Origin of the sequence: Affinundibacterium fentianense (genome assembly GCF_018139545.1) — a bacterium.
Taxonomy (GTDB): Bacteria; Pseudomonadota; Gammaproteobacteria; order Burkholderiales; family Burkholderiaceae_D; genus Undibacterium; species Undibacterium fentianense.
The window spans coordinates 146,470-163,871 of the sequence record NZ_JAGSPJ010000008.1 but is presented as its reverse complement, the minus strand read 5'-3'; the positions used below and the strand labels follow the sequence as shown (position 1 = coordinate 163,871).

Annotated in this window: 19 protein-coding genes and 2 tRNA genes; 16 read left to right on the top strand and 5 right to left on the bottom strand. The window is 45.9% G+C overall.

The window, feature by feature from the left end:
• Positions 1-7 precede the first annotated feature (7 nt).
• From KDM90_RS17345 to KDM90_RS17330, 4 genes are all read left to right on the top strand, one after another.
• Positions 8-493 (top strand): phage regulatory CII family protein, encoded by a 486-nt coding sequence (locus KDM90_RS17345; protein ID WP_212676879.1) that lies wholly within the window; start codon positions 8-10, stop codon positions 491-493.
• A 229-nt stretch (positions 494-722) separates the two neighbouring features.
• Positions 723-1,544, top strand: coding sequence for a glycosyltransferase family A protein (locus tag KDM90_RS17340; protein ID WP_212676878.1), 822 nt, complete (start codon positions 723-725; stop codon positions 1,542-1,544).
• 30 nt (positions 1,545-1,574) lie between these two features.
• Positions 1,575-2,168 (top strand): chromate transporter, encoded by a 594-nt coding sequence (locus KDM90_RS17335; RefSeq protein WP_212676877.1) that lies wholly within the window; start codon positions 1,575-1,577, stop codon positions 2,166-2,168.
• Positions 2,168-2,767: a chromate transporter gene (locus KDM90_RS17330; RefSeq protein ID WP_212676876.1), complete on the top strand. Its 600-nt coding sequence runs from the start codon at positions 2,168-2,170 to the stop codon at positions 2,765-2,767. Before KDM90_RS17335 ends, KDM90_RS17330 begins: the two co-directional genes overlap by 1 nt.
• Positions 2,768-2,848: 81 nt before the next feature.
• On the opposite strand, the gene KDM90_RS17325 is transcribed toward KDM90_RS17330, so the two are convergent.
• Positions 2,849-4,198, bottom strand: a complete 1,350-nt coding sequence (locus KDM90_RS17325) for an ATP-binding protein (protein WP_212676875.1) — start codon at positions 4,196-4,198, stop codon at positions 2,849-2,851.
• 9 nt (positions 4,199-4,207) lie between these two features.
• Positions 4,208-4,930, bottom strand: coding sequence for a response regulator (locus KDM90_RS17320; RefSeq protein WP_212676874.1), 723 nt, complete (start codon positions 4,928-4,930; stop codon positions 4,208-4,210).
• A 253-nt stretch (positions 4,931-5,183) separates the two neighbouring features.
• Between KDM90_RS17320 and KDM90_RS17315 the strand changes: the two genes are divergently transcribed.
• Positions 5,184-5,714 carry a Spy/CpxP family protein refolding chaperone gene (locus tag KDM90_RS17315; RefSeq protein WP_212676873.1) on the top strand — a complete coding sequence of 177 codons (531 nt, stop codon included), beginning with the start codon at positions 5,184-5,186 and terminating at the stop codon, positions 5,712-5,714.
• 138 nt (positions 5,715-5,852) lie between these two features.
• Entirely contained in the window at positions 5,853-6,881 is a 1,029-nt protein-coding gene (locus KDM90_RS17310) for a M29 family metallopeptidase (protein ID WP_212676872.1), read from the top strand.
• A gap of 32 nt (positions 6,882-6,913) precedes the next feature.
• Here KDM90_RS17310 and KDM90_RS17305 read toward each other — a convergent pair whose 3' ends face one another.
• Positions 6,914-7,126, bottom strand: a complete 213-nt coding sequence (locus KDM90_RS17305; RefSeq protein ID WP_212676871.1) for a SlyX family protein — start codon at positions 7,124-7,126, stop codon at positions 6,914-6,916.
• Positions 7,127-7,234: 108 nt separating this feature from the next.
• On the opposite strand from KDM90_RS17305, the gene KDM90_RS17300 reads away from it, so the two are divergent.
• Positions 7,235-7,654 (top strand): GtrA family protein, encoded by a 420-nt coding sequence (locus KDM90_RS17300; RefSeq protein WP_230409868.1) that lies wholly within the window; start codon positions 7,235-7,237, stop codon positions 7,652-7,654.
• Between the two features lie 30 nt (positions 7,655-7,684).
• On the opposite strand, the gene KDM90_RS17295 is transcribed toward KDM90_RS17300, so the two are convergent.
• Entirely contained in the window at positions 7,685-7,876 is a 192-nt protein-coding gene (locus KDM90_RS17295; RefSeq protein ID WP_212676870.1) for a hypothetical protein, read from the bottom strand.
• Here KDM90_RS17295 and KDM90_RS17290 point away from each other — a divergent pair.
• From KDM90_RS17290 to KDM90_RS17275, 4 genes are all read left to right on the top strand, one after another.
• On the top strand, positions 7,869-8,609 hold the full coding sequence (locus tag KDM90_RS17290) for a hypothetical protein (protein ID WP_212676869.1): 741 nt from the start codon (positions 7,869-7,871) through the stop codon (positions 8,607-8,609). The two genes, KDM90_RS17295 and KDM90_RS17290, sit on opposite strands and share 8 nt — an antisense overlap.
• A 209-nt stretch (positions 8,610-8,818) precedes the next feature.
• Positions 8,819-10,873, top strand: a complete 2,055-nt coding sequence (locus tag KDM90_RS17285) for a tetratricopeptide repeat-containing diguanylate cyclase (protein WP_212676868.1) — start codon at positions 8,819-8,821, stop codon at positions 10,871-10,873.
• 119 nt (positions 10,874-10,992) lie between these two features.
• A tRNA-Val gene (locus KDM90_RS17280) sits at positions 10,993-11,068 on the top strand.
• A 34-nt stretch (positions 11,069-11,102) separates the two neighbouring features.
• Positions 11,103-11,179 (top strand) — tRNA-Asp (locus tag KDM90_RS17275).
• A gap of 121 nt (positions 11,180-11,300) precedes the next feature.
• On the opposite strand, the gene KDM90_RS17270 is transcribed toward KDM90_RS17275, so the two are convergent.
• Positions 11,301-12,209, bottom strand: coding sequence for a recombination-associated protein RdgC (locus KDM90_RS17270; protein ID WP_212676867.1), 909 nt, complete (start codon positions 12,207-12,209; stop codon positions 11,301-11,303).
• A gap of 250 nt (positions 12,210-12,459) precedes the next feature.
• Between KDM90_RS17270 and argS the strand changes: the two genes are divergently transcribed.
• The 5 genes from argS to KDM90_RS17245 all read left to right on the top strand — a co-directional run bounded on the left by argS (position 12,460) and on the right by KDM90_RS17245 (position 17,341).
• Positions 12,460-14,172: an arginine--tRNA ligase gene (gene argS / locus KDM90_RS17265; protein WP_212676866.1), complete on the top strand. Its 1,713-nt coding sequence runs from the start codon at positions 12,460-12,462 to the stop codon at positions 14,170-14,172.
• Positions 14,173-14,248: 76 nt separating this feature from the next.
• The gene (locus tag KDM90_RS17260; protein WP_230409867.1) at positions 14,249-14,869 is read left to right on the top strand and encodes an SPOR domain-containing protein; all 621 of its coding nucleotides are present in this window, start codon (positions 14,249-14,251) and stop codon (positions 14,867-14,869) included.
• A gap of 37 nt (positions 14,870-14,906) precedes the next feature.
• Positions 14,907-15,596 carry a thiol:disulfide interchange protein DsbA/DsbL gene (locus KDM90_RS17255; protein WP_212676865.1) on the top strand — a complete coding sequence of 230 codons (690 nt, stop codon included), beginning with the start codon at positions 14,907-14,909 and terminating at the stop codon, positions 15,594-15,596.
• A 129-nt stretch (positions 15,597-15,725) separates the two neighbouring features.
• Positions 15,726-16,526: an SDR family oxidoreductase gene (locus KDM90_RS17250; protein WP_212676864.1), complete on the top strand. Its 801-nt coding sequence runs from the start codon at positions 15,726-15,728 to the stop codon at positions 16,524-16,526.
• On the top strand, positions 16,523-17,341 hold the full coding sequence (locus KDM90_RS17245) for a helical backbone metal receptor (RefSeq protein WP_212676863.1): 819 nt from the start codon (positions 16,523-16,525) through the stop codon (positions 17,339-17,341). The genes KDM90_RS17250 and KDM90_RS17245 overlap by 4 nt, the downstream gene beginning before the upstream one ends.
• The last annotated feature ends 61 nt before the right edge of the window (positions 17,342-17,402 follow it).

Genomic DNA, 17,402 nt, shown 5'->3' with positions numbered 1-17,402 from the left:
TAAGATTATGACGCGCCGTTATTCCGATATGAATCAGCATGATGCATTATACAAAGTAGCAAGGGCTTATCCAGGCGGCTTGGATGCATTGGCGGTGCGTATGAAAATGTCTGTGAATGTCTTGAGAAATAAGCTGGCCCCCGGTATTGAAACGCACTATCCCTCGTTTGAAGAAACCTCAGAAATTATCAGTCTATGCCATGAGGCCGGGGTGAAAGATGCTCTATTGCCATTGCATGCCATGCTCGCTCGACATGGCATGGCTGGATTTGTCGTGCCAGAGCCTCAAGAATTTACGGATGATGATTTGTCACAAACTGTTTGTCGAGTAATGAGCCAAGTTGGGAATGCTGCTGAAGCTGTCTCCGCTGCGATGATGGATAGAGTGATTACAACACTGGAAGCAGATCTGATCGAGCGCGAATTCCAAGCTGCGTTGGCTGCAATAGGTGAATGGCGTGAAAGGATACGCCAACATCATAAAGGTACGTGAGGAGAACATTGAGGCGCAAGCTCAGCGTTCTCGATTCTCAATTCTGGTAGGCTCTCAGTGTATTGGTGTGAATAAGATTATTATTTATTGCATCGTTCAATCCCAATGCATTTCCGTTTGTTTATTTCGTACTCAATTTGGTTGGGCTTCGCAAGTTTAGCTTTGCGAACTCCGTTAAAATCTTGGTTGTGGGCATCATTGTGCATGCCCGTCTTCAATCAGGAATTCGATGCGAAAATCAGAATCACAGCTGGCGCCAGGATGGTACGTGTATGGCGCTAATCAAGATCCCCAGTCCCCTTATCAAGTTGCCGTCGTGATGCCTTCAATTGGTCGTGCTAGTGTGGGGCGAGCAGTTCAATCCGTTTTCAATCAAATTGGTGTTGGCCGTATTCAGTTGCTTATCGGGCTCGATGCGATTGCAGGTGACTGTGATGAGCTTTTTGACGTATTGAAACGCATTCCACCCAATGTGACTGTCAATTTATTTTATCCCGGTTATTCGACATCAGTACGTCATGGTGGCGTGCATCTTGCGCGCGATGGGGGGAGTTTGCGAGCCAGCTTAAGTCTATTGGCAAACGCACGTTACGTTGCTTATTTGGACGACGATAATTGGTGGTCGAACAATCATTTGAGCAGTCTATTGGAGGCAATAGAAGGGAAAGCTTGGGCTTTTAGTTTACGCTACTTCGTTCATCCAGAGTCACAAGTTCCGATTTGCCCCGATACCTGGGAATCGATTGGGCCGGGGCGTGGATTTTTTGAGAAAAAATTTGGCGGATGGGTCGATCCAAATAGTCTGATGCTGGATAAGCTAGAGTACACACCGATTTTGGGACTTTGGTGCATTCCTTTGTCGGGTGATTCCGATGGTATGTCAGCAGACCGTCGAATTTTCGATGCCATTAAACGAGCCTCTAGCCCAGGAGAAACTGGACGACTTACCACTTTCTATGTGATGCAGCCAGCGGATGGTCTCCATAAATTGCGTCTAAAAATTATGCGCGATTTGTACGATAAAGCGGGTAGTGCGAACAGTCTCAGTTAGTTCGATTTACACTTTGTAGGAAACACAGCCATGTCATCCAACACTCAAGGCGCGACGCGTAATCAACCAACATCGCGTAGGGATCTATTTTGGTCATTTACGATCCTGGCGATGCAAGGCTTTGGTGGCGTTGTTGCTATCGTACAGCGAGAGTTAGTCGACAAAAAAAAGTGGATGACGAGTAGCGAATTCCTCGAAGAATGGGCGGTGGCGCAGGTCATGCCTGGACCGAACGTGGTGAACTTGGCGATGATCATCGGTAATCGGTTTTATGGCTTATCCGGTGCGCTGAGTGCCCTCGCAGGGATGCTGTGTTTTCCACTTGTGTTTCTTCTGCTGCTTGCCTTGTTGTATGGAAAAATTGCCACCCATCCAGGGGTCGCAGGAGCGTTGCGCGGGATGAGTGCGGTTGCAGCTGGAATGATTATCGCAAGTGGTTTGCGTCTAATTCCAGCCCTGAAAACGCATCCGCTGGGAATTTACGTTGCTGTCGTCGCGAGCGTATTGACTTGGATTTGTATCGCCCTGTTCCGTCTACCTTTGGCTTATGTATTGATCGTTATCGGTGGGATCAGTATGTTTTTTGTCTATCGCCAGTTGCAACAAGTGGTAGAGGATCAGTGATGAACTCAATTGTGCTATTCACCAACTTAACATGGTTAGACTGGGGACAATTGTTCTTGCATTTTATGTTGCTCTCTATGCTTTCCGTGGGCGGAGCTGTTTCCACATTGCCGGATATGCATCGATACCTTGTTAATCAGCAGCATTGGATGAGTGATGTGCAATTTAATGCCTCCGTCGCGCTGGCGCAAGCAGCTCCTGGACCGAATGTCTTGTTTGTAGCATTGATGGGCTGGCAAGTCGGTGTCAATACGGGCAGTGTTTGGATGGGACTATTAGGTGTAGTGATCGCGATGGTTGGAATTATTTTGCCGAGTGCAACGCTGACATTTAGTTTTGCAAATTGGAGCCATCGAAATCGAGAAAGTCTTTGGGTTCGTAGCTTTCGACTTGGTATGTCACCGTTGGTGATTGGCCTATTGATTGCCACCGGTTGGATTATGGCAAGTACACAAGCGACTGACGCGGCCAGTAGCACAAACCCATGGACCGTCTATGTACTCAGCGGGAGCACAGCAATCATTGTATGGCGCACCCAAATACATCTATTGTGGTTGCTCGGTACCGGCGCGATTTTAGGATGGCTTGGTTGGATTTGATGGTCTCTCATCACCACTTAACGGTAGACTTTAGTACCAGCCTGGTTGTTGCGTTCAGAGAGCGATGATCAGCCCCTTAATTTACCGCTTGATAGGAAGACTTAAGCGTACTTCCAAGCCACCGTCGTCGAGGTTGGTCAAGCTGAGTTTTCCGTTGTGTTGACGTGCGATATTCAGAGCAATCGTTAAACCCAAGCCCGTTCCCCCAGTTTCACGTGAGCGGGAGCTTTCAATTCTAAAGAATGGTTCAAACACGCGATGTTGCTGGTCTGCTGGGATGCCAGGACCATTATCGCGAACGCAAATGTGAAGCCATTTTTGCTTCAATTCATTGCTTTGGAGAAGATGAATTTGCGCGCGATTCCCATATTTAATTGCGTTATCCAAAAGATTATTGATGCAACGACGAAGTGCTTGTGGCCGTGCCATGACGGTAGCGCCAGATTTGTCAACGAGTGAAACTTCGTGTCCAGCATCGCATGCGTCACTGCAAAGACTGTCAATTAAAGAATCGATATCCAAGGCTTGTAGCGTTTCGTTACTATCCATGCTTCGGGCTAGATCTAAACCCTCCTTGACCATCAATTGCATATTGGATAGATCTCCCACAAGCTTGTCATGTAATTCCACATCGTTGACTTTTTCTAGGCGCAAGCGCAATCGGGTTAGCGGAGTTTGTAAATCATGGGTAATCGCTGCGAGCATTTGGGTGCGTTGCTGAATATGGTCGCGGATACGTAATTGCATAAAATTGAAAGCGCTCACAGCTTGACGAATTTCTTTTGGACCGCCCTCCGTTAGCGCTGGGCGATTAATGTCCTGCCCAAGATCGGTCGCCGCCTGCGCTAAATGTTGAAGGGGGCGTATCGTCATGCGTGAGACAAATAGTGCGAGCGCAGCAATGCATGCGAGAAAAAGCGCTAGATAGAAATATGTCTCAGGTTGTATCGGAGTCGAAGGAGGTCTTGCAGGAAAAATAGTTTGATGTAAACCTGATCCATCACTTAAAACAAAAATCAAAGCCTCGCACGCTTCACTAGGTCCGCGGTCGTCCAGTCGCATTAAGCAGTTTTCTGGCGCAGGAGGAAGGGGAATGATCTTAAAGGATTTACTTAGGCGTTCAGATAGCGCGATGCCATAAGGTGTGCTGGCTTCATACGCAGGAACTTGCGTTGGTACTGGAACGACTTTGAGGCCAAATCGGTGAATGGCTTTGAGTAGGCCGTCTCGGTTGGCTGCAGGGAGTGCGTCAATTGCATGAATTAACTGTTCTGCGTGCTTGGCACGATCGGTGCGATACGAGTTGCGTTCGTTGCTAATACTGGTTTGCCGCTCACCAAAAGCGAGCCACCATGTCAAGGCCGCAGAACATAAAATTCCTAAAAGTAGAACAGAAAAAATGCGAACTGAGACCGTATCAAAGCGTTTCATAGATGTGATTTAAGACTCTGAGTGAACGTTGACGGTTAATACATAGCCACCGTTCCGAACAGTTTTAATAATCTGAGGAGAACGTGCATCCTCTCCTAGTTTTTGACGCAAACGACTGATTTGAATATCAATGGAGCGATCAAATGGATCGGCATCCCGGCCTTGTGTCATATTCAGCAATTGATCGCGATTTAGTACGGTGTTGGGTTGCTCTAGAAAGATATTTAATAAGCGATATTCGGAACCTGATAGCGCAATAATACGGTTGTCTGGGCTGATCAAATGCCGTGCGATTAAATCGACAGTCCATTCGCCAAACTTGAGCTTTTGAGGTTTATTCGATTCTGCCAAGTCGCCGGTAGCCTGTGTCCGCCGCAATACGCTGCGAATACGGGCCAATAATTCTCGAGGTTCAAACGGTTTTGGCAAGTAGTCATCAGCCCCCATCTCTAACCCTAATATTCGGTCAAGCGGTTCTCCACGTGCAGTAAGCATGATGACAGGGGTCGAAGATTTCGAGCGCAATTGGCGGCATAACGTTAAGCCATCATCGCCAGGCAGATTCAGGTCCAAAACAATAAGGTCAACCTGCTGCTTATCGAGCATAGACCACATATTGCTACCATCGCTTGCGGTTAAAGTCGCATAGCCATGTGTTTCAAGATAGTCGGCGAGAAGATTGCGAATTTCGCGATCATCATCAACAATTAAAAGTGTATTTTGAGCGTCCATATGGGCATTATCTGTCAAGCTTTCGAGAGCTGCACGTAAATCTCGCGCTATTTTTGTATCGACTTGTTATGAATTCGGTTGATTGAAACAAAGTGAAACATGCAAGTGTTGGGCGGGGCCTATAGTTACATGGTGAAACATAGATGTCACAGAACGACATGCATATTTTACAAATGCCCTGCAAGATGTATCTCATGTGCATTGCACATATTTCGAGAAACACGCAAGTTCATATCAACGAGGAGTCGATAAAATGAAACTATTCAAAAAAACAATGTTATTAAGTTGCTTTGCTCTTAGCCTGATCGGCGCAACAGCTGTTTTTGCACAACAACATGCAAATAGTAGCAATGCCTCAGAACCAGTAAGAATCGGTGAAAGAAATCGAGCGAAGATGCAAGCCGCGATGGAAAAATATCATCATCGATTACATGATAAATTGAAATTGTCAGCACAACAGGAAGTGGCTTGGAAAGCGTTTACTGACGTAATGGCTACGCGTCAAGAAATGCAAGCAGAACGCCCACCAATACAAAATTTGTCTGCGCCTGTGCAAATGGAAAAAATGTTAGAACATGCTCAGCAACGTGTTTTACATTTGCAAAAACATCTCGATGCCTTAAAGACTTTTTACGCTGTTTTGACACCTGAGCAACAAAAAGTTTTTGATGAGCATCATCATCGTATGCAACGCGGCATGCGCATGCATATGCGAGATAGGATGCAAGACCGCATGCACAATCGGCAGCGCGAACATGGCATGGAAATGACCCCATCGAAGTAAAATGGCTGCGGGGACAAGTTTAGTCGCGCATAAATTGATCTATCCGATAAAATGGAGGCTTAGGCGGTTGCGCCTCCATTTTGAATCAATCTCTCATTCAAAACTCGATTTGATTGTCTGTTAGATTGTACTACTACAATGAATAATTCCGTTTTACCTGAGTCGGCTATTGAAATAGCGACTGCGCATATCCATCAAATTTTGGGCTCTTGTTTTTCATATCAGCCGACCCACCAAGCGGTGGTCGTGTTTGATTTGCGCTGCGAACTATCAATAGCCCTGACCGAAGCATATCGGCGTAACTTGCCGAACGCGCTCTTCCTTGACTTTGATCAACACAATCCTGAGCAAGTGATGACTTGCCTGAATACGCTTCGACCAGCAGACCTGGTCGTTTTAATTCAGTCAACGAATTTTCGAATGGATGCGTACAGGGTAAGAGTCGAATTATTTAAACGCGAGCTCAAAGTGATTGAACACCCGCACCTTGCGAGAATGGTCGGCACGGAAGCAAGCATCTATATTGATTCGCTGGCGTATGACGCGGACTATTACCGAGGTACAGGAAGAGGTCTACAGGAGTTGATAAATGATGCTTCCAACGGGGTGGTCGATAGTGGGGGCGTGCAATTATTTTTCGATGGCCCATTCGAGAGTGCCAAGGTCAATATTGGTGATTACTCGGGGATGAAAAACTGGGGTGGTCAATTTCCTATCGGAGAGGTTTTCACTGAGGCAAAAGAGTTGGAGTCGGTGCATGGCAAAGTCAAAATTTTCGTATTTGGAGACACTTCGTTTTCTGTGAATAAACCTGAGCATCCGATTACGTTGGTGATTGAGCGAGGTCAAGTGATCGGTGTTGAAGATTCAACCCCAGCATTCGACGAAGTGATTGCTAAAATCCGCACCGACGAACAAGTTGTTTGGGTGAGAGAGCTGGGTTTTGGATTAAATCGCAGTTTTAATCGAGAGCGAACTGTTAGCGATATTGGTACTTATGAGCGCATCTGCGGAATTCATTTGTCTCTTGGCGCCAAGCACGGGATCTATGCCAAACCAAACTTTAAGCGGGGCGATGGAAAATATCATGTGGACGTATTCGCCATTACCGAGTCAGTACTTTTGGGTGGACGCGAAGTGTATCGTGATGGTGCTTGGGTGATATGATTACAAAATAAGGACGCTTTAAGCGATTTTTCCTAGTAGTGTGGAGGTCGCTCATCAATTACCGATGGACGCTGGCTGATGTTGACCGAAAGTTCACGTAGTCGACTGGCCAACGCGACACAGAGTTTTTCTAATTCATCAATTTTCTTCTGTTGTTGGTAGACCTGCGTATTTAAGGTGTCGACCAAATCGTCTTGTCTGCTTAAACGAATTTCTAAATCCACCAAGCGCTCGTCGGTATTCATTCCATTTCCTTATTGGTTTGTCGCTCGTTGAGCGGAAGCGTCGCTATTTTACCGCAATCAATTGGCTATTCAGGTCGTCAGCATAACAGCAGGTATAATGGATTTTTAATGCAAAATTTGCGACGCATGAATCAGCCTGCTATATATCAATTTATTAGATTTGCCGCTGTCGGTCTTTCGGGTACGGCAGTCCAGTATTTAAGTATACATGCCGCTGTTATGTGGCATCTTTCTTTATTTGAGAAATCGTCCGCGGTAACGGGGTCAGCAATTGGATATATTCTCGGTTCGATTGTCAATTATGTGCTGAATTATTTTTTGACTTTTAGTAGCGGAAAATCACATGCTGAAGCAGCCAGTAAATACTTTACCGTGTTAGGCGTTGGTTGGTGCATTAACTATGGGATGATGAGCCTGCTCGTCGAGCGTTGGCAGGTTTGGCTTTGGTCGGCACAGATATTTACTACCGGCTTAGTGCTATGTTGGAATTTCGCTGGCAGCAAGCTTTGGGCGTTTAAAGATCAGTGAAATCCGTGCTTCATTTCTTAACGCGCAAAGTCATTGTTGTTCGGTATAGCAAAAATAGGGTAAAAGAAAGTAAAAAACACCCATCAAATCATGTGCAGCGATAGGATGATGCACCACAGCTAGGTAATAAAGTAGATCGCCAAGTATCATCAAGCTATGTTGTAGTAGTGGATCATTGATTGGTGCGTTTAGCGTGCTAAAGCGAGGAGTATTGGTGTTCAAATCTCTGTTTAAAAAATTAACTTCTGCCAAGCTGGTCGCTGAAGAACAATCACAGTCTCGTCCTGCTTCAAGTGAAGTAGTGGACCCTCACCTCGAAGCTTTGCTACCTGTGAAGAAGGGGGGTAAAGAAATTGCAATGAAATTATTTCAAGCGATGTCGACGGATAAAGGTATTCACCTTGAGTCCTTATTGAGCGCGCTTGGCGCACTCGCAGGATATGCCTGCCAAATGAGCGTTCGTGAAGAGTTTGTGATGCGCCAAGGGCGACCGCTGAAAGAAGTCTTTATTGTTGTCCAGAGTAAACAAAACGCGAACACTTATTATTTTGGTGATTTATTAAATCGACCGTTAGCAGAAAGTCGATATTCAGTTTGGTCACTTGCGTCTGGGGCGGCGCAAAAAAATGGTCTTGAGCGATTGATTGATCTACATGACATTTTTAGGCATGTCACCGATACTTTAGGCAGTGTGGCATTTGGTATCCCGCGCACGGCGCTGGCACACCAAGCGAAAGAAGTTCCATACAACTACGTCAATTTCTTGTGGCCCCAGTTGTTTCCTTTGGTGCAGAGCTATTCCGCTAAACCGCAAGATTGGCCTATGGTATTTGGGGTCGCGATCCAAGAAATTTTATTCGCAAGCAAGGATTTAATCGATCCAGCGCTCGCTTTGAGTATTGTGATGGAGAGTGCGGTGCCAATGTCGAAAATTTATATCCCAGATCAGGTTTAGGTGAGTTTTGAAGATCTTCCCCATGACGGAGAATTGCACCGGTATTTGGTTATTGATTACTGATTTGCTTGCTTGAAAACAATGTTAATATGAGGCAACTTTCAACTTCGAGTTTCGCCAGATCATGTCGATTCAGAAATTCGAGGATTGCCTTTCGAGTTTAGAAATCCCAGTTGTATTGAAACGCTTATTCAATTTAGGGTAATAACATGGCATGCCAGCGTACTAAAAATCTCCATTCGCTCGTTTTTGCTTTTTTCTTAGCTGTGTCCCCGCTTAGTGTGGCTGATTTAAAATCGGACCAAGCTCGCTTAGAAGCGATTCAATTGTTATCTGAGAAAGATAATCAGGCTGCACTTAAACAGTTAAAGGAGTTCTACAGCGAGTTGCCTCCAAATTCGGAGTATCAATTGCGGTTGGATGTTTTGCGAGAATTGTCTGCCGCTTATTTTGACGCCGGCGATATTGCCGAAAGCGACAAAATCAATTTGGAAATTTTGAATTTGGCAAGAGCCCGTCAAGACAAGGAAACGGTCGCGGTGATGCAAATTGATGACGCTTTCAAATTACGGGATGCTGGTAAATATGAACCTGCCATTGCGAAACTGAATGAAGTTGCGGCTTCATTGAAAGGCTCAACTCGCGCGGACAATCTACTTCGATTAGAGTCAGCTTACGCGATGATTTATCGTGCTTTTAGCAAATTTGAACAAGCCCTCTCGCATCAACTGGAAGCATTACGTCTAACGGATCAGCTAACGCAGAGGAAAACGCTCGCTAAAATTCGTCGACTCGACGCATTGGCATCGCTGTATTTGCTGATGCAAAATCCAGAGCAAACTTTGTTGGTTGCGAATGAGGCCCTGGTACTCGCAAGTCAGGTTGATTCGCCAAAAATTATTGCAGGCTTGCGTATGAACCAAGCAATGGCACTTTGTGACTTGAAGCGTTATCCAGAGTGTTTGGTTGCTTATGAACGTTCTTTGAATGCGGCGCAAGAGGCGAATCTCCCTAAGTTAGAGGCGCTCATACTGAGTAATATTGCGGACCTGCATTTACGCACATTGAGTTTTACTCGTGCAGAAATGGTCGCTCGCCAAGCGTTGAAGAAAGCAGAGTTGATTCAAGATTTACCCTCTATTTATAACGCAAAGGCGAATGTTGGATTTGCATTGGGCGGACAAGGGAAAATTGCACAGGCGATGGAATTTTTGAATCCCGTTCTAGACCGAGCGAGGGATTTGGGGGATAAAGCTGATTTGGAGGCGGTTGTCGGTGAGATTGGCCGTATGTATGAACACGCCAAGATGTACAAGGAGGCGCTACAGTACACGAGAGAGCAACAAAAGATAGCCAATGAATTATTCAGAGCGGATCGTTCTAAAACTGTCGCTGCTCTGCAGGAGCAATTCGATGCTGATCAGCGTAAGAAACAAATCGAATTACTTGCGCGCGAAAACCAAATTAAAGATGCCGACATAAAAAATAGTCGCTTACAACAGATCATAACGCTACTTGGTGCGGTCTTGACCATTATGGGTGGGATCTTTATTTACATGTTGTATCGGAAGGTGAAACAAACCAATGAACGCCTAGAGGAGGTCAATCAGCAGCTGGAGTATCACTCTGTCCGCGATCCATTGACAGGCCTACATAATCGGCGCTCTTTCCTCGATTTGATGAAGGTGCGCTCGGAAAATGTCGAGCATGACAGACGCGAAGATGATGGCGAAAGTCCAGATTGCTTGATGATTATGGATATTGATCATTTCAAGCATATTAATGATAGTTGGGGGCACTCAGCTGGCGATGCTGTGCTTGTGGAAGTGGCAAAGCGCCTCCGCAGTGCAGTGCGTGATTCTGATATGACATTACGTTGGGGTGGTGAAGAATTCCTAATTTATGCGCCAAAAACGAAGCCGGAAATGTTGATGCCATTGGTTGATCGAGTGATGAAATCGATAGGCTCGACGCCTGTTATCGTCGGGAATAATGCAATTCCGGTCACGATCAGTGCGGGCTACATATCTTTACCATTTTCTGGCGTTCCCGAAGAGGCGTGTAATTGGGAAAAGGCGATGCAACTTGCTGATATGGCGCTGTATATGGGGAAAGTGAATGGCCGAAACCGAGCGTATGGTTTACTCCGATTGCTAGCGCCCTATGAACAGGCTTTGCCAGAATTGGAACGTGATTTCTCAGATGCTATCCGACAAGGATTGGTTGAAGTCGCGATTATTCAAGGTCCGGCGACCAGTCAATAGGGCAATTTGAAGAAAAATGTTTGCTACCACTAGACAAGATTCAGAATTGTGCCTATAATCTTGTTTCTGTCGTTGCTGATGACACAGCAAACGGTAATTTGAACTAAGCAAGTAGTTATGGGTGCTTAGCTCAGTTGGTAGAGCGGCGCCCTTACAAGGCGTAGGTCGGGAGTTCGAGCCTCTCAGCACCCACCATCAAATTACTAAAGTACAGAAACGTTTCTAAAACGGAGTGGTAGTTCAGTTGGTTAGAATACCGGCCTGTCACGCCGGGGGTCGCGGGTTCGAGCCCCGTCCGCTCCGCCAAGTAAAAAGAAAAACGCGCTTAGGCGCGTTTTTTTTCGTCCTTGTAAAAGACACGATAAAAAAGCCCAGTACTTTGTCTGGGCTTTCTGAATACTGCTGACTAATCGTGCGGTCGATCAGTCTAGGCGGCAATTGGATCAGCAACCTGACCGCCAAGTGAGTACACAATATCATCAAGCATTTTCGCGAGCTCCGACGCCATTAATAAGAAGTCTGCGTCAAATCGTTCGTTTTCATCGGCGGTACGAGTATCTTTGTCCTCATTCAATATGTCGAGTGGCTTGATTCGTTTGATTGCCAAATTTTCGGTAAGTACAAATGAAATTTTGTCGTCCCAAGTCATGGCTAACTTAGTACATTGTTTGCCCGCCGCGATATGCCTCTGAACGTCGTCTGGATCGATTGAATGTCGCACATAGCGGACTGTGGCTTTGTCTTCGGTATGCGCACGCAATTCGGTGTCCTGATCGATCGTGAAGCCTTTCGGTGCTTCGTTCCCCGCCAACCAATCGGTCATCGCAGTTTGTGGTGAGATTTGTGTTCGCAAGCTTTCTAGCGGTATTTTGTCGCACTTCAGTAATAGTTTGATCACTTCGTCGGCCTTGCTAGGGCTTGAGCTATCAATAACCAGCCACCCGTTAACTGGGTCGATCCAAACATAGGTTTGACGTGTGATTGCAAATGCGCGAGGCAAGAGTTCATCTGTGACGCGTTCTTTTAGATCTTTCATTGCTTTGCGACCTGGAGCGAAACCTTGCTGTTCCTCCAACTCCTTCGCTCTTGCTTTGGTTACTTGGTTGATCACAGAAGAGGGCAGGAGTTTTTTTTCTGTCTGCAACAAGAGCAATAATTGTTGGTTGACGCTGTGCACGAGTTGTTCATTCCCTCGCGGTGAGGCCCAGCCCTCACTTTGCATATCACCCGAGCCGGTATTGGCGAAGGCTTGCGATGCTAATTGCATCTCTAATTGTTCGATGTTGACTTTCCAAGGGGCAGGAAGGCGAAAAACTTGTAAATTTTTAAACCACATAAGTATCTCAGTGAAGAGGGAAAGCGGCTCATTCTACACGTTGCGGAACAAGTTGATGAAGCCCGCGGGTGAAAACTTTTTGATGGGTAGTCGTATCTTGCAACCCTTAAATGCGAGTGCCGCTTGATTTTCTGCTCTTGCAGGTCGTCCAAGTCTGATTCGCTAGCATACAACGGTTATAATGCAGGCTAATTTCCTTAAAATTTGTGCAAATAGCAAACTAGCGCAACGCAAAATCTAATCCGACATTATGTTAGCTCAGCAAAAACAAGATATCCTTGAATCTCTCAAGAACGCGGTGGCACCTATCATTGCAGGTACCGAACTTAACCCAACGCTTGCGCTTGAGCGCCCTCGAGATCCATCGCACGGTGATGTTGCCTGTAACATTGCGATGCAAATAGCCAAACCATTGAAAAAGAATCCGCGTGAGCTCGCACAACAAATTGTCGATGCATTAATCGCGCAACAAAATCCCTTGATTGCAAGCGCCGAATTGGCGGGCCCCGGGTTTATTAATTTACGGGTGACACCGGCGGCGAAACAAGCAGTGGTAAAGACCATCTTGCAGTTGCGAGAAAAGTTCGGTAAAGGCGATAAAGGCACTGGTAAAAAAGTCATCGTTGAATTCGTTTCAGCAAATCCGACTGGACCTCTTCACGTAGGACATGGTCGGCAAGGCGCACTGGGCGATGCCTTGTCGGCGTTGCTTGAAGCGCAAAATTTTGCGGTCACGCGCGAGTTTTACTATAACGATGCTGGCGTACAAATTGGTAATCTTGCGGTCTCCGTCCAGGCTCGGGCGAAGGGTTTGAAGCCTGGTGATGCCGAATGGCCTGAGGCAGCCTACAACGGTGAGTATATTGCCGAAATTGCGCAAGATTTTCTGGCGAAAAAAACGGTGACTGCGAGTAATGGTGCTCCCGTTACAGGTAGCGGCGACGTGCAAGATATTGAATCCATTCGCCAATTTGCGGTGACTTATTTACGCAATGAACAGGATATTGATTTGTTGGCGTTTGGCGTGAAGTTCGATAACTATTACCTAGAGTCTTCTTTGTACTCAGATGGCAAGGTGGAAGCGGCAGTAGACGCTCTGATTGCTGCCGGTAAGACCTATGAGCAAGATGGTGCGCTGTGGTTGCGGACGACAGAATATGGCGATGATAAAGATCGTGTGATGAAAAAGTCTGACGGTACGTATACTTATTTTGTTCCCGATGTCGCCTATCATATTGTGAAGTGGCAACGCGGTTTTACACAGGCAATTAATGTGCAAGGAAGCGATCACCATGGCACGATTGCGCGGGTTCGTGCTGGCTTGCAAGCTGTCAATCAAGGAATTCCTCAAGCATACCCAGATTATGTTTTGCATAAAATGGTCACCGTTATGAAGGATGGCGCGGAAGTAAAAATTTCAAAACGAGCTGGTTCTTACGTAACAGTGCGTGACTTAATAGAATGGTCAGGCGGTGGTGACGTTGTAAGAGGACGCGACGCAGTTCGCTTCTTCCTAATTTCGCGTAAAGCAGATACAGAGTTCGTATTTGATGTCGATGTCGCTCTGGCAAATTCGGACGAAAATCCGGTGTATTACGTACACTATGCCCATGCGCGTATTTGCCGCATGTTGGCGCAATATACAGAATCGGAAGAGGAATTGTTAGCGTTGAAAGATGTCGACTTGTCGCCTTTAACTGCACCACGTGAAGCTCTATTGTTACAAAAACTAGCGGAATATCCAGAAACCTTGGAAAAGGCATTGGATGAGCTAGGTCCGCATCAGGTAGCATTCTACTTACGCGAGCTCGCCGGTGAGCTCCACAGCTATTACAATGCAGAGCGTGTTTTGGTCGATGATCAGCCAACCAAATTAGCACGTCTCGCGTTAATTTTAGCAACGCGTCAGGTGCTACGTAACGGTTTGAGTTTGATCGGGGTTTCGGCACCGAATCAGATGTGAGACCGCAGAAATTTCAATGCCAAACGTTGACAGTAATTCCGTAATACATGTCGAAAGAAGATTGGGAGAGACAAGTTTGAATACGAAGAAATTGATGACTCAAAGTGGTAGTACCTTGACCGGAGTGATTATTGGTTTAGTGATTGGACTTAGTATTGCCGTTATCGTTGCCTTGGTGATTAACAAAACCTCGACGCCGTTTACCAACAAAGGTGGCAAGAGCGATAAAGCCGATCTACCAGTCGCGCAAATGCAAGATCCCAATAAGCCTTTGTACGGGAACAAAGATGCGGTGAATCAGGCGGCGAAGGAAATCGCGGGTAGTAAAGCTGCAGAAAATACCAAACCTGTTGACGCCTTAACGTCGGTGGTGAATGCCGCAAACTCTGTAGCCCCTGGCGCGCCTACGACCAATGTTGCTCCAGCCAGTACTGCGAGTAAACCAGAAGTAAGCGACGAGAAATACATCTATTTTTTACAAATTGGCGCATACAAAGAAATTGCTGATGCAGAAAGTGCACGCGCTAAATTAGCGATGGTCGGAGTTGAAGCGAACGTGACCGAAAAAGCGGGTGATAATGGTGTTTTGCATCGCGTCCGTGTTGGGCCTTTTGACAGTTTTGATGGAATGAACAAAATGCGCGCCAAATTGTCTGAGAATGGAGTGGAAACTGCGGTTGTCAGATCTGCTAAATAATTCGTTGTAAAGTTTATTGCCTACACAAGAGGAAACTATGCGTTTAATTCGTCACTTAATCTTACTGAGTATTGCATTTTTTAGTTTTTCTGTTTTTGCACAAGAACCGCGTCTAGGGCAGGAATACACCGTATTAGATCGTCCTCAGCCAACGGATTCTGGAAAAAAAGTGGAAATTACTGAATTTTTCGGCTATTTCTGCCCTGCTTGTAATGCATTCGAGCCATATTTCGAGGCTTGGATCAAAAAACAAGGTGATCGAATTGTTGTTAAACGCGTTCATGTGAATTTTCATGAATTAGTGACACAACAGAAATTGTTTTTCACGTTAGAGGCAATGGGCAAAGTCGATGAGTATCAATTAAAGACTTTTAATGCGTATCATATTGATCGGAATCGTCTTTCAACTGATGCAGAAGTATTGAAATACGTTGAAAAAGTCGGGTTGGATAAGAAAAAATTCACCGACATCTACGGTTCCTTTTCGATTCAGTCCAAAGTCAGCCGTGCCGCGCAGTTGATGAGCGATTATCGGATAAATGGGGTGCCAACGGTCGCAATTGATGGACGCTTTATCGTCTCACCGGCAGATTTATTTGCAAAAGCAAAAGTACGGGACGGATCGCATGCTGGTTTGGTTGTCATGGATTGGTTAGTGGATAAAGTCTATAAGGAAAAAAATCCGACGACACCTGTCACCGCGCCAGTCGCTCCAAAGAAAAAGTAATAATTTAAAGTTTGTCTCGTTATCGCAAGCATGAAAAAAAATCCGTCAATTGGCGGATTTTTTTTATGCGCACTGAATGCCGTGACAATAGCCAACCAATCATATGATTCAAACGGGTGCGGAAAAAATATGCAAAAACTAAACGTGTTTATTACAGGTGCATCGTCTGGATTGGGTGCGGCACTTGCTAAGGAATATGCTTCGAAAGGTGCGTGCCTCGGTCTACTAGGAAGAAAAGCTGAGCAACTTGAACGTTTGCGTCTGAGTCTACCAAACCCAGATGTGCATCATGTTTACGTTGTTGATGTCAATGACCACGCCGCACTGCATCAAGCAGCACACGATTTTATTCAGGTAGCAGGACAAGTTCATATTGTGATTGCCAGTGCAGGCATTTCTGTCGGAACTCTGACGGAAGAGTCTGAAGATCTTGCTGTGTTCAGGCGTGTAATGGACACCAATGTTTTGGCAACTGTTGCGACTTTTTCGCCCTTTATTGAGCATATGAAAACCCATGCCGAAAAAGGTTTTTGCCGTTTGGTTGGTATTGCCAGTGTTGCTGGGATTCGGGGGCTGCCTGGTGCGAGTGCCTACAGCGCATCGAAAGCAGCGGTGATCAGTTACTGCGAATCTCTGCGCGTCGAGTTGAGATCTTGCGGGATTGCAGTTGTCACGATTGCTCCTGGCTATATCGATACACCTATGACGCAAGTGAATGATTACGCAATGCCTTTTTTATTGCCCGCCGAACAGTTTGCCACTCGCGCACTGGCGAAAATTGCTGCAGGCACTAGTTACTGTGTCATTCCTTGGCAGATGGGAATTGTGGCAAAACTTTTGCGAAGTTTGCCGAATTTCTTGTATGACAGAATTTTTGCGAATGCACCGAGAAAAGGACGAATCAATCGAAATCGTAAGGATGAGGAATGATCGATCAACGCGACGCTATTGATTGCTTGACCGATGCCTGTGGGGTGATCCATAGTCCTGTACCAAGTAATGTGAGTCCTCGAATTGTCTGCTTGGTTCCGTCGATTACCGAATTACTGTTTGATCTCGGATTGGAAAAGTTTTTGGTCGGCAGGACAGGATTTTGTATTCATCCCAGGGATAGAGTTGGTGCTGTTCCCAAAGTAGGAGGGACAAAAGACGTCAATTTGAAAAAGATACGACAGCTCGAACCCACACATTTGATTGTGAATATTGACGAGAATGAGAAACCAACGGTTGATCAACTCTCGCAATTTATTCCACATGTGATCGTCACGCATCCTTTAAATCCTCAAGATAATCTGCATCTTTATCGCATGTTGGGGGCGATTTTTAATGTCAACATCCAAGCTGAACAATTATGTCAGGCCTTCCAGGATGCAATCTCGAACGTCCGCGTAGATATGACGCCTAAGCATGTTTTGTATTGTATTTGGAAAGATCCTTGGATGACTGTGAGTGAGGATACGTATATTGCGCAGAACTTGGCACTGCGTGGGTGGATTAATGTCTTTCCGCAGGCGCACGCGGTGAGTCCAAAGCGCTATCCTCAATTTGAGTGGGATGACCCCATCCTCGCAAATACGGATTTAATTATGCTTTCGACAGAACCCTATAGTTTTACTCACCAGCACTGCGAGGAACTCCAGAGGACCTTGTTAAAGCCTGTGATTTTAGTCGATGGAGAAATGCTATCCTGGTATGGTAGCCGCGCAATCCAAGGCTTACGCTACTTACAAAATCTCAACATTTAACCAGATTGTTGAAATGTGTATTGCAATGCCGCAGCGATAAAAAAACCGCGAACAAGTCGCG